The sequence below is a fragment of the Stenotrophomonas sp. KH_052 genome (assembly GCF_057838755.1).
The window spans coordinates 1-11,691 of the sequence record NZ_JBYQOR010000002.1; the positions used below are offsets into that span (position 1 = coordinate 1).

15 protein-coding genes and 1 pseudogene are annotated in these 11,691 nt (G+C 60.9%); 11 read left to right on the forward strand and 5 right to left on the reverse strand.

Features of this window, described 5'->3' with window-relative positions:
* The 7 genes from AC3ITW_RS22290 (at position 1) to AC3ITW_RS22320 (ending at position 6,871) form a co-directional block, all read left to right on the forward strand.
* On the forward strand, positions 1–1,011 hold the full coding sequence (locus AC3ITW_RS22290; protein WP_172685339.1) for a replication protein RepA: 1,011 nt from the start codon (positions 1–3) through the stop codon (positions 1,009–1,011).
* A gap of 889 nt (positions 1,012–1,900) precedes the next feature.
* Positions 1,901–2,830, forward strand: a complete 930-nt coding sequence (locus AC3ITW_RS22295; protein ID WP_172685340.1) for a DNA-binding protein — start codon at positions 1,901–1,903, stop codon at positions 2,828–2,830.
* A gap of 533 nt (positions 2,831–3,363) precedes the next feature.
* A complete protein-coding gene (gene traJ / locus AC3ITW_RS22300; RefSeq protein WP_192478708.1) occupies positions 3,364–3,729 on the forward strand; it encodes a conjugal transfer transcriptional regulator TraJ in 366 nt (121 codons plus the stop codon).
* A 281-nt stretch (positions 3,730–4,010) separates the two neighbouring features.
* On the forward strand, positions 4,011–4,787 hold the full coding sequence (trbJ, locus tag AC3ITW_RS22305; RefSeq protein ID WP_133983460.1) for a P-type conjugative transfer protein TrbJ: 777 nt from the start codon (positions 4,011–4,013) through the stop codon (positions 4,785–4,787).
* A gap of 2 nt (positions 4,788–4,789) precedes the next feature.
* Positions 4,790–4,969, forward strand: coding sequence for a hypothetical protein (locus tag AC3ITW_RS22310; protein ID WP_133983458.1), 180 nt, complete (start codon positions 4,790–4,792; stop codon positions 4,967–4,969).
* 2 nt (positions 4,970–4,971) lie between these two features.
* Positions 4,972–6,579, forward strand: coding sequence for a P-type conjugative transfer protein TrbL (gene trbL / locus AC3ITW_RS22315; protein WP_133983456.1), 1,608 nt, complete (start codon positions 4,972–4,974; stop codon positions 6,577–6,579).
* A 67-nt stretch (positions 6,580–6,646) separates the two neighbouring features.
* Positions 6,647–6,871, forward strand: coding sequence for a type I toxin-antitoxin system ptaRNA1 family toxin (locus AC3ITW_RS22320; protein WP_172685330.1), 225 nt, complete (start codon positions 6,647–6,649; stop codon positions 6,869–6,871).
* Positions 6,872–7,051: 180 nt separating this feature from the next.
* Here AC3ITW_RS22320 and AC3ITW_RS22325 read toward each other — a convergent pair.
* From AC3ITW_RS22325 to AC3ITW_RS22345, 5 genes and pseudogenes are all read right to left on the reverse strand, one after another.
* Positions 7,052–7,324, reverse strand: a pseudogene (locus AC3ITW_RS22325) (type II toxin-antitoxin system RelE/ParE family toxin); the annotation flags it as partial.
* Positions 7,321–7,614, reverse strand: coding sequence for a CopG family ribbon-helix-helix protein (locus tag AC3ITW_RS22330; protein ID WP_172685331.1), 294 nt, complete (start codon positions 7,612–7,614; stop codon positions 7,321–7,323). The gene AC3ITW_RS22330 and the pseudogene AC3ITW_RS22325, both read right to left, overlap by 4 nt.
* A 75-nt stretch (positions 7,615–7,689) precedes the next feature.
* Positions 7,690–8,007: a DUF1634 domain-containing protein gene (locus AC3ITW_RS22335; protein WP_172685332.1), complete on the reverse strand. Its 318-nt coding sequence runs from the start codon at positions 8,005–8,007 to the stop codon at positions 7,690–7,692.
* Entirely contained in the window at positions 8,004–8,855 is an 852-nt protein-coding gene (locus tag AC3ITW_RS22340; RefSeq protein ID WP_172685333.1) for a sulfite exporter TauE/SafE family protein, read from the reverse strand. Before AC3ITW_RS22340 ends, AC3ITW_RS22335 begins: the two co-directional genes overlap by 4 nt.
* Positions 8,856–8,870: 15 nt before the next feature.
* On the reverse strand, positions 8,871–9,614 hold the full coding sequence (locus tag AC3ITW_RS22345) for a GntR family transcriptional regulator (protein WP_172685334.1): 744 nt from the start codon (positions 9,612–9,614) through the stop codon (positions 8,871–8,873).
* A 161-nt stretch (positions 9,615–9,775) separates the two neighbouring features.
* Between AC3ITW_RS22345 and AC3ITW_RS22350 the strand changes: the two genes are divergently transcribed.
* The 4 genes from AC3ITW_RS22350 (at position 9,776) to AC3ITW_RS22365 (ending at position 11,636) form a co-directional block, all read left to right on the forward strand.
* Positions 9,776–10,468 (forward strand): recombinase family protein, encoded by a 693-nt coding sequence (locus AC3ITW_RS22350; protein ID WP_172685335.1) that lies wholly within the window; start codon positions 9,776–9,778, stop codon positions 10,466–10,468.
* A complete protein-coding gene (locus AC3ITW_RS22355) occupies positions 10,465–10,683 on the forward strand; it encodes a hypothetical protein (RefSeq protein ID WP_172685336.1) in 219 nt (72 codons plus the stop codon). Before AC3ITW_RS22350 ends, AC3ITW_RS22355 begins: the two co-directional genes overlap by 4 nt.
* Positions 10,684–10,770: 87 nt before the next feature.
* Positions 10,771–11,400 carry a ParA family partition ATPase gene (gene parA, locus AC3ITW_RS22360; RefSeq protein ID WP_172685337.1) on the forward strand — a complete coding sequence of 210 codons (630 nt, stop codon included), beginning with the start codon at positions 10,771–10,773 and terminating at the stop codon, positions 11,398–11,400.
* 20 nt (positions 11,401–11,420) lie between these two features.
* Positions 11,421–11,636, forward strand: a complete 216-nt coding sequence (locus AC3ITW_RS22365; protein ID WP_172685338.1) for a plasmid partition protein ParG — start codon at positions 11,421–11,423, stop codon at positions 11,634–11,636.
* Positions 11,637–11,691 lie beyond the last annotated feature (55 nt).

Genomic DNA, 11,691 nt, shown 5'->3' on the forward strand with positions numbered 1-11,691 from the left:
ATGACCAACAAGAAGAACGGGCCGACGCCGGTCGGTGATGTACTCGGCAGCCTCCTGGCGGAAGCCAGGGAGCGGGCGGCGCTGCCACCGCCCAAACGAGAGCGGAAAAAGCCACAAGTGACGCCGGCCGGCGTCATCATCACCCCGCAACAAAGCAAACTCTTGGACGTGGCGGCCGAGATAGCCACGATCCCGCCCAGCGGCGAAGACATGGCATTCACCCATACGGTGCTTTGTCAGGTCGGCTTGCCGCGTGCCAAGGTCGAGGGGCGCGAGTTCATGCGCCAATCGGGCGCGGCATGGGTGAACGTCCAGGCTGGTTACCTGGACGAGGGCAGGGGGCCAGTGCTGCAACCTATCCCCTATGGCGTTATGCCCCGTTTGGGCCTTGCGTGGGTGTCCACCTTCGCCGTGCGGAACAAGGAACGAGAAATTCCCATCGGCGACAGCGCGGCCGAGTTCCTGCGTTTGATGGGGATGGAAAGCGACGGGCGGCGCTACACGACACTGCGGAAGCAAATGCACGCGCTGGCGGCGGCCCGCCTACAACTCGGGTTCAAGGGGCGCACATTCAACGGGCAGCCGGTACAGCAGTTCGATGCCTGGGTGGCCAACCATGACACGCAGCAGCGGGCGCTATGGCCTGGCGTGATGGTGCTGTCAGAGGACTATTTCACTTCGTTAATCGAAAGCGCCGTACCGCTCGACAACCGCGCCTTGCACGCCTTGAAAGGTTCTGCGTTGTCCCTGGACGTGTACGCCTGGCTGGCCCACCGTCTGCACCGCATCGAGGGGCGCGGCATACCGTTGCACTGGAAGCCGCTACGTGAGCAGTTCGCGCAGGAGTACAAGGGGAAAGACCCGGACAAGGACTTCAAGAAGGAGTTTTTGCCCACCCTCAAGAAGGTGCTGGCTGTCTACCCGCAAGCCAAAGTCAAGGTCGTGACAGGCGGCCTAGTACTGATGGGTTCACCTCCGCCGATCCCGTACAAGGGCGGCCCCACGGTTTAGCTAAACTTCGTGAAATCGCCCCCCCCTCCTGCACTGCGCCGGCCGCCCGAGATCGAGGCGGCCGCGTCGTTTCTGGAGCTACCAGGCATGTGCTCCTGGCCAGGTCGGCCGGACTAGGGGCAAACCCTGTGGATAGCCGCACTTATCCACGTGAAATCGCCCCCCCCAGGTTCGTGAAATCGCCCCCCCCCTAACCCCTTTTTCGTCGTGAAATCGCCCCCCCTTGCGTCGTGAAATCGCCCCCCCCCTAAACCGGTACGGTTACCTTTAAGTTTTTCCTATAAATATTTACTGGTAATTGGCCGGGCAAAATTGTGGACAACTCGTAACACCAGGCGAGAGCCGAAGCAAAAAGCGCCTGCCCTCCGGTCGCTTCGCTCCCTACGCCCCGCCGCCTACGGCGTCGGCCTACGCGGCCGCTGGCCGCTCAACAATGGCTGGCCTTCGGCCAGGCGATCTACCAGGGCGCGGACAAGCCGCGCCGTCGCCACTCGACCGCCTGCGCCCACATCGAGGCACCGCGGTTGCTGAAAGGCTGTCAAAAGCGGTTTAGCAGTGAAAAACAGGGCGGCCCGACCGCCTGCGCTCGACTGGAACGGCGGCGGTGGCTGAAAGACCGCAAAAGTTGAACGCCAAGGAAAAGGGCAGGGCGACAGCCCAGGGCATCACTGACGGCCACCAAGCGCGACAGGAGCGCCGAACACGCCCAAAGCCGCGGGATTGCCGCACCGACCCCTGAAAACGCCGCTACGGGCTTCTTACGCGGTTTTAGCCGTGGCTGGTTTCCTGAACCGTCGCCAACACGCCGGCGGCCGGGCAAAATAATAACTTGAATAATAATAAGAAGGTTATTATTATTATCTTATTTCCCCAGCCGGGAGGCACCGCCATGACGCAAACCAACATCCCCGCCGACGTGCGCGAGCGCATCATTGCCGCCGCCGCCGAGCTGTACGAACAGGCCGGCCGCGAGAACCTACCGACCGTTGACGCCGTACGCCGCGCAGCGCGGGCCGACATGAACACAACCAGCGCCGTGATGCGGGAATGGCGGCGAGCGCAGACCGCCCAGGCGGCCCCGGTGGCCGTCACCGTGCCGGAGGTCGTCACCCAAGCGAACACCGCCGCCCTGGCCGCCTTATGGCAGCAAGCCCAGGAACTGGCGAACGAGTCATTGCGGGCCGCGCAAGCGGCATGGGAAACCGAGCGTGTCGAGCTGGACACGATGCGCCAGGAGCTGGCCGACGCCTACGAAACCCAGGCAACCGAGCTTGACCAGGTGCGAGCGGCCGCCGAAGCGGCCGACCAGACGCACCAGGCACAGAGTCAACAGGCCGCCGGCGAGCTGGCCAGCGTCCGAACGGAATTAGCCCAGGCCGTCACGCGGGCCGAACGGGCCGAAGCGAAAGCCGACGAGATCGAGCGCAGGGCCGGCGACCTTCGCGCCGAACTCGACCGCGCCCACCAGGACGCCGACCAGGCGCGGGCCGCCGTGACCGAGGCGCAGCAGGCCACCCAGGCAGTGACCGCGCAGCTTGACCAGGTGCGCGCCGAACTGGCGACGGTGAAGGCCAAGGCAGAAGCCGCCGACGATAAGCACCAGGAGCAACGCAAAGCGGCCGCGACCGAAGCGCACAAGATGGCCGAACGGCTGACTGCGACCCAGGCCGAACGCGACCAGGCCAGAGAGGAAGCCGGCAACGCCCGCGAGCGAGCCGCCGAGCTGGCCGGCCAACTCACTGCGCACCAGGAACAGGCGGCCGCGTTGCTTGCACGCCTGGCACCGGCCGAAACCAAGGCACCCAGGGCGAAGAAGTAGGGCGGTCGGGGTGGTGATTGAAATGTCAACAAAGCGCTGGTCAGCCCCTCAAGTGTCAGTAGGACGCCGCTATGGCGAGGGGCTGATGGCGACTGCGTTTTCAGGTGTTCATTGACACTTGAGGGGCGGGTGAAGTCGGCCCTTTTCCTTGGCGTTCAACCTTGTTTTTTGGGCTTTCAGATGGTTGTTGAAAGTAAGAGGACGGTTGTGTTTTCGGCTTGTGGAAAGTGGAAGGAAACCGATGGGAAAACACGGTTTTGTAGCGATTCTGTAGCAATTTTCCGCGATTACAGCGCGACTCTGCCGATTTCACCGCGATTGCTCAACGATAGCGGAAGAATAGCGACAGATTCCAACTTGGGTACGCGGAGAAAACGCGGCTGAAGTGCGGGCAGGATGGGTGAAGTTAGCTAACCAGCAAGCCGGTTATCTATCTTCACTATCCTTATTCGCGCCGGGGGCACTCAACGGGAATCCTGCTCTGCGAGGCCAGCCGGCTACCGCCGGCAAGAAGCAACAAGCGAGGTTGGACGATGGAGCAAGACGAAAAGCAAACAGGCCGGAAGCGCCGGCAGCACCTACGGGTGCCGGTGTTCCCGGAAGAGAAAGAAGAGATCGAGCGCCAAGCCCGGCAAGCCGGCTTGAGCGTTGCGCGCTACTTGCGCGAGGTGGGCCAGGGCTACGAGATCAAGGGCATCACCGACTACGAGCGCGTGCGCGAGCTGGCCCGCATCAATGGCGGCCTGCTGAAACTCTGGCTGACCGATGACGTGCGAACGGCCAAGTTTGGCGAGGCGACCATCTTGGCGCTGCTGGGCCGAATCGAGGCCACCCAGGACGAAATGGGGCGCGTCATGAAAGCCGTGGTGCGGCCAAGGACGGTAGTAGAGGGGGATTAAATGATCATTTGAGTAAATACATCTTGCATCATTTAAGTTAGTTGCGTATGATGCAATGAGTATGTAATCATTTACATAAAGCAGTAATCGTGCAGGGTTGCACGACACACACCGATCTCAACAAAAAATTGCAAGGGCGCGACGGTGTCGACCCGGGCGGGTACCTTGGCAGATTTGGCGAACTGCCTCGTGATGGCCCAACCCCACAGCAACGCAGCAGTAACAGCGTCGTGGGACAGATTAGCCGCACATAGCTAACTCACACATCGAGGTACTCGACCATGAAGCACGTCCGCCTTTTAGCGGCTAAAACCGCGCTCGCCGCCGTCCTGGCTGGCAGCATCATCATTATTCCGGCACAGGCCGGCATCCCTGTTATTGACGGTGGCAACCTGGTGCAGAACGTCATGTCTGCAATGGAAGCCGTTGCGCAAACTGCCAAGCAAATCGAGCAGTACCAGACCCAATTGCAGCAGTACGAAAACATGCTGCAAAACACGGCCGCACCGGCCGCGTATATCTGGGATCAGGCGCAGGCCACGATGAACAGCTTGCTGGCTGCGCAAGACACGCTGACGTACTACCAAAACCAGCTCGGCAGTCTGGACGCTTACCTGGGCAAGTTCCAGGACGTGGCCTATTACCGCAGCTCGCCATGCTTCTCGTCGGCTGGTTGCTCGGATGCGGAACGCGCCGTGATGGAGCAAAACCGCACCCTGGCCAGCGAAAGCCAGAAGAAGGCCAATGACGCCTTGTTCAAGGGGTTGAAAAAGCAGCAAGAGGCGCTGACCGCCGACGCCCGCACCTTGCAACAGCTCCAGGGCAAGGCACAGGGTGCGACCGGACAGCTACAGGCCATCGGCTACGCCAACCAGCTCGCCAGCCAGCAGGCCAACCAGCTCTTGCAGATTCGCGCCATGTTGCTCGCGCAGCAGAACGCAGTTGCCGCAAAGATGCAGGCCGAGGCCGACCGCGATGCACAGCAGCAGGCGGCCCATGATTTTCTCTTTGAAGGTCTGGATAAACCCACCAATCGCGCCAAAAGCAAGGGGTACTGATCATGAAAAAAATCATGTGCCCATTCGCTCTTGCCGTGCTTGCTTCGGTCTTGATCGCGGGTTGTGGGAAGTCGCCCGATAACGACTTAAACACCCGAACGCCGGAGCAGCAGCAGGCGGCAGACAACCTTTACAAAGGCATGGATCAGCCCACTGACCGGACTAAAAGCAAGGAGTACTGACCATGAACAGGCTACTTATCCGATTGGGCGTGTTCCTGGCTATTTTCCTGATCTCTAACGCAGCGTCAGCGGCGATAGAACCCGATGGTGTACTGGACGAAGTAGCCACTAGGTTCTTGAATGAAAGTAGCGCCTGGGGAGTCAAGATCACGGAGTACGCGACCTGGTTGTTCTGGACGCTGGTTGTCATCAGCATGGTCTGGACGTTCGGCATGATGGCCTTGCGCAAGGCCGACATTGGCGAATTCTTTGCCGAATTCGTGAAGTTCACCATCACCACCGGCTTCTTCTGGTGGCTGTTGGTCAATGGCCCGAACTTTGCCATGTCGATCATTGATTCATTGCGCACGATCGGAGCGGAAGCGAGCGGCTTACCGCGTGAGCTAACACCATCGCGGCCGATTGATATTGCCTTTGACATCATTGCCAAGGCGGCCAAGAGCTACAGCATTACCAGCCCTATCGACAACCTTTCCATTTTCATCACGACGCTGGCGATTTTGGCCTGCATGGGCGTGGTTGCTGCAAACGTGTTGTTGGTACTGGTTAGCGCGTGGGTGATGGCCTATGCCGGCATTTTCGTGCTGGGCTTCGGTGGGTCGCGGTGGACTTCGGACATTGCAATCAACTACTTCCGAAGCGTGGCCGGCATTGCGTTGAAGCTGATGACGATGACGCTGCTGATTGGCATCGCTGTATCGATCATAGATGGGTATCACGCCGACCTGCAGGAAGGGGCGCCGATGCGTGAGCTGCTGGTCATCTTCGTGGTTTCGATGGTGCTGGTTGTCCTCATCCATTCGATTCCGAACGTGGTCGCTGGACTGATTCCGGGCGGCGGTGCGGCGGCCGGTGTTGGCAACTTTAGCGCGGGTGCGATTGCAGGGGCGGCAGTAGGTGCCACTGCGGCGGTTGCATCGGGTGTTGCAACGGGTGGTGCAGCTCTTGCGGCCGGTGGCGCGGCAGCCGCCGGCGGTGCGCAGGCACTTATGGCGGCCGTGTCAAAAGCAGGGCAAAACGTGTCATCGGGGTCTGATCTGCTTTCTGCATTCAGCGGCGGTGGTGACGGCGGCAGCGGCGGGGCTTTAGCGGCCGCAATGGGTGGCACATCTGGCGGTGGCGGTGACGCTGGCACTGGTGACACCCCGTTTGCTCAAGCGGCTGGCTTCGGCGGCGGCGATGGTTCGTTCAGCTCGGCCGCTTCGAGTGATGCCAGTTCGGGCCGCAGCTCGTCCGGTGGTGCGTCCAACTCGACCGCCTCGGCCAGCAGCGGCGGCGGTGACGCCGGCAATGCGCCCAGCTCTGGCGGTGGTAGTGATGCCAAGGGACCGGCCGCGTCCGGCGGGGGCTTTCTGGCGTCGGCGGCCAAGGCTGGCCGGGTCGCAGTGGAAACCGGCTCGATCTTGGCGCAGAGCGCGGCCAGCGGCATCACAGAGTCAGCACAGAAGCGGATCGGGGATACCGCTGGCGGTCGGCTCGCCGCACGCATCATGGAGCAAGGCAATACGGCCGGTGCTGATGAAGCCGCATTTGGTGAAAACAGCCTGGCGGGAGCATCGGAACGCGATGATGAAATCGCGGCTTTCGTGAACAAAAATCCAAGGGGTTAAAGCGCGTCGGCCGGTGTTAGCACCACCGGCCGACACTTCCACTCAAGACCTGCAACGAGGTACAAAAATGGCAACTCAATATACTACCCAAGCAACACAAACAGTGCAGCACGCAGCAACGCTACTTGCCGGACTCGACTGGATAGACCAGGACATGGCGCGGCAGCTATCGCCGATGGCCGAGGCAGTGGCCAACATGTTCACATTGGTCTATTACCAGGCCGAAACTGGGCGGTTGACCCAGGCCGATTTTCAGGAAGCTATGAGCACGCTGCGTCAAGCGTGCGGTTAATGATGCTTTGAGTAATTGAGCGAATGATGAAAGGGCGGCTACTAGCCGCCCTTTTCAATTCTCGTCGTTGGGCCATTCCCGGCCAACCGTAGGAGCATCCACCCATTCGCGTTCTTCCGGCGGCAGTGGATAGGCCCCGGAGGCTTCGGCCCCTTCCAGCAGTTCGCCCATTGTGTAGCGCGGTGGCCACTGCCTGGCTGCGTGCAGCACACGTAGCACACGCACCACGTCGCCGGCCGTATCGTAAATCAGGATGTAATTCCGGTGCGCCACCAACTCGCGGGTGCCTGGCACCCGGCCAGTCCTGCCCAAGCCGGGATGATCGAGCAGCAAGCCGGCTTTCTCTGAAAACAGTTCATCGAGGGCCAGCGCGGCCGCCGGCGCGTGCTGCGCGATGTACTCGCGTATTTTCTTCCTGTCGGCGTGTGCTGGCCGTGTCCAGACCAGCTTCACGATGTAGCAACGCTGGCCATCTTCCGACGTGTTTCAGCCCGCCAGGCTTCCGCCTCGGCTTCCACTTCGGCCGCCGGGATCACATCGCCGGCATTGGCCGAGTCCAGGCCGATTTGCACCTGGCGACGGAACCAGGCGTCATGCGCGGCCGCTTCCTGCTGCTGCTGGACGAACTCGCGCATGAAGTCGCGCAGGAGCTGCGCACTGCTGCGGTCGCGTGCTTTGGCGGCCGTGGAGAACTCGTTTTTCAGAGACTCATCGACCCGGAATGTGAAGGTTGCTTCGCTCATGGCTCTGTCCTCATGTGTTACAAACACAGTGCAATATAACACAAAGCGAGCTGCGCTGAAACTGCTGAAAGCCGGTCAGAGTTCAATGATGACGCCAGCGGCAATGATCGCCAGTACAAGTGCCGCAATAACGACGTAGGCGTAGTCTCGCTCACGCAGGAAGATAGTCAGCATTAGCGCCACCCGAGCGACCGGCAGGAGAATGAACATCGCAACGCCGGCTTTTACCGCGTCATATCCGGTTAGCGGGAGGTTGAACGAGGCCGGAAATGGCTCGATAGCTGTTAGGAGCACCCCTACAGCAATTACCGCAGAGGCGAACCATGTTCCGTACCAAAGCAACCCGGCGATGATCTGGTCCCGCCGCTCAAAGCTGTCCATCGTAGGCTTCATGCTGGTCCTCCAAGAAGCTGGACGCCGAGGGCGCTAAGGAGCATCTGAACAGCCAACAGCGCGAGAACAATCACGAAAAATACCCGCACCTTGTCGGCGGGAAGGCCCATCAGCAGGCGCGCACCGACGAGCGCGCCGACCACCGAGCCAAGTGCGATGGGCCCGGCAATGCCAATGTCGATATCACCCCGCACGAAATAGGCGCCAGCGCTTGCGGCCGCTGTCACCCCGATCATGAAATTTGACGTGGCGGATGAAACCTTGATGGGAAGCCGCAAGGCGGTATCCATTGCCGGAATTTTCAGGACACCGGAGCCGATCCCGAGCAGCGCAGAGATCACACCCGCCCCGTACATCAGCGCCAGACCGAGCGGGACGCGGCCGACCTGATAGGGCACCTCTTGCCCCGACGCATGATCGGGAAAGCTCGAATGCAGGCGCAGGAGGCTGGCCCAGCTCTTCAGGTTTGGGGCGCTCACGTCGGTTACCTCGCGCCGCCGCGCAAGCATCTGCTTCGCCGAAACTGCCAGAATGGCCGCGAACAGGCCGTACAGAACCGACGTTGAGACGATGCCGATGAGAAACACGCCCGTCAGTGCGCCGAATGTGGTGGCTGTCTCAAGGACAATGGCGAGCCGGATGTTTGTCAGGCGGCCTTTCAGGAACGGGGCCGCGCTGCCGCAGGAGCAGGCGATCACCGACACGATGCTTGCACCAATCGCGACATGAATGTCGATGCCGAAAAGCAGCGTGAGGATCGGCACGATGAAAATGCCGCTGGCCATGCCAAGCACACCGCCGAGGGCACTTGCGCCGAAGGCAGCCACGAATAGCCATAACGTTTCCATTGCTCGGCCTTCCCGTCAAGAACGTTCACGGGGACGCCGAGCCAAGCGAGTGACAAAGCTAATTAGGTCGCCGCGATAGTGAAGCTTTTCGTAGTCGATGGGCCGATGCCCTACGGTGTAGGACGTGCGCTCGATCAGAAAGACCGCGCTACCAGGATCGACAGCGAGGGCCTGTGCTACATCCGGCGTGGCGCTGACGGCTTCAAGCCGATACTGCGCCTCGGTGAGTGGCAAGTCGTACTTGCCTTCAAGCAGCGCGAAGATTGGTTCGGCGTCTAGATCGTGTGTGACGACCTTTTCCCCGATCTCACGGGGCAGATAGGTTTCATCGAAGGACATGGCAATGCCATCCGCCAGACGGACGCGCTGAATCCGCATGACGAGGCTGCCGGACGGCACGGCGAGTTGCCGTGCAACGTCCGCATCGGCCGCCACAATTTGCTTATCTAGCAACTGGGCCGTAGGGCTGCGGCCGAGCGCTTGCATGTCCTCGACGAAGCCGGTTAGTTCGGCTAACTCCTGGATAATCTTCGGCTGCGCGACGAAGGTGCCTTTGCCACGTCGGATTTCGACAAGTCCGCGTGCCACAAGGTTTTCAATTGCTTTGCGCACCGTCGTGCGACTGACGCTGAAACGCTCGATCAAGCGATCTTCCGGTGGGAGCTGGCTACCCGGAGGCAGGGTGGCAGCCGAAATTTCGGCTGCTAAAGCTGCTTCGACTTTGGCGTATAGCGGGCTGTGTTCATGCTCAATATTCATGCAGACATAATGACGTCATGATGTGGTTATGTCAATGTCTGTCGCACAAATCCTAAGTTGCGCGACAGTCCGCCGCCCTGCCCTTTCTCTGGCGTTTTCGTGTCGCGTGTTCTAGTCGCATAAATTAGAATACTTGCGACTAGAACCGGAGACATTACGCCATGAAGAACAAGAGCGCCGCCGCTGGCCTGCTGCTGGGCTATGCCCGCGTCAGCACCGACGACCAGGACTTGACCAACCAACGGGCCGAGCTGCACGCGGCCGGCTGCACCAAGCTATTTTCCGAGAAGATCACCGGCACCAGGCGCGACCGTCCGGAGCTGGCCAGGATGCTCGATCACCTACGCCCTGGCGACGTTGTGACCGTGACCAGGCTAGACCGCCTGGCTCGCAGCACCCGCGACCTACTGGACATTGCCGAGCGCATCCAGGAGGCCGGCGCGGGCCTGCGTAGCCTGGCCGAGCCGTGGGCCGACACCACCACGCCGGCTGGCCGCATGGTGTTGACCGTGTTCGCCGGCATTGCCGAGTTCGAGCGTTCCCTAATCATCGACCGCACCCGGAGCGGCCGCGAGGCCGCCAAGGCTAGAGGCGTGAAGTTTGGCCCGCGCCCTACCCTCACCCCGGCGCAGATCGCGCACGCCCGCGAGCTGATCGACCAGGAAGGCCGCACCGTGAAAGAAGCGGCTGCACTGCTGGGCGTGCATCGCTCGACCCTGTACCGCGCACTTGAGCGCAGCGAGGAAGTGACGCCACCCGAGGCCAGGCGGCGCGGTGCGTTCCGCGAGGACGCCTTGACCGAGGCCGACGCGATGGCGGCCGCCCATGATGAACACCAAGGGGAACAGGCATGACGAAGCAGCGCCAGGATGACCAAGAGCCGTTTTTCATCACCGAGGAAATCGCGGCCGAGATGATCGCCGCCGGGTATGTATTCGAGCCGCCCGACCCACCGCACCGAACCAAGAGCCTGCCTGAAATTTTGGCTGGCCTCACCGATGACGAGCTGGCGACCTGGCCCGGCGACCTGGCCGCCGAAGAAACCGAGCGCCGCCGCCTTAAAAGGTAATGTGTATTTGAGTAAATGCATCTTGCATCATGCGAGCGCTGCATATATGATGCAATGAGTAAATAAACAAATACACAAGGGGAACGCATGAAGGTTATCGCTGTACTCAACCAAAAAGGCGGGTCAGGTAAGACGACCATCGCAACCCACCTAGCCCGCGCCCTGCAACTGGACGGGGCCGATGTTCTGCTAGTCGATTCCGATCCCCAGGGCAGCGCTCGCGATTGGGCGGCCGTGCGAGAAGATCAACCGCTAACCGTGGTTGGCATCGACCGCCCGACGATTGACCGCGACGTGAAGGCCATCGGTCGGCGCGACTTCGTGGTGATCGACGGAGCACCCCAAGCGGCAGACCTGGCCGTGTCCGCGATCAAGGCAGCCGACTTTGTTCTGATTCCGGTGCAGCCCAGCCCTTACGACATATGGGCCACCGCCGACCTGGTGGAGCTGGTCAAGCAGCGCATCGAGGTCACGGACGGAAAGCTACAGGCGGCCTTTGTCGTGTCGCGGGCGATCAAAGGCACGCGCATCGGTGGCGAGGTTGCCGAGGCGCTGGCCGGCTACGAGTTGCCCATTCTCGAATCCAGGATCACGCAGCGCGTGAGCTACCCAGGCACCGCCGCCGCCGGCACAACCGTTCTTGAATCCGAACCCGATGGCGACGCCGCCCGCGAAGTTCAGGCGCTGGCCGTCGAAATTAAATCAAAACTCATTTGAGTTAATGAGGTAAAGATAAAATGAGCAAAAACACAAATACACTAAGCGCCGGCCGTCCGAGCGCACGCAGCAGCAAGGCCGCAACGCTGGCCAGCCTGGCAGACACACCGGCCATGAAGCGGGTCAACTTCCAGTTGCCGGCCGAGGATCACACCAAGCTGAAGATGTACGCGGTACGCCAAGGCAAGACCATCACCGAGCTGCTATCTGAATACATCGCGCAGCTACCCGAGTAAATGAGCAAATGAATAAATGAGCAAATGAATTTTAGCGGCTAAAGGAGGCGGCGAC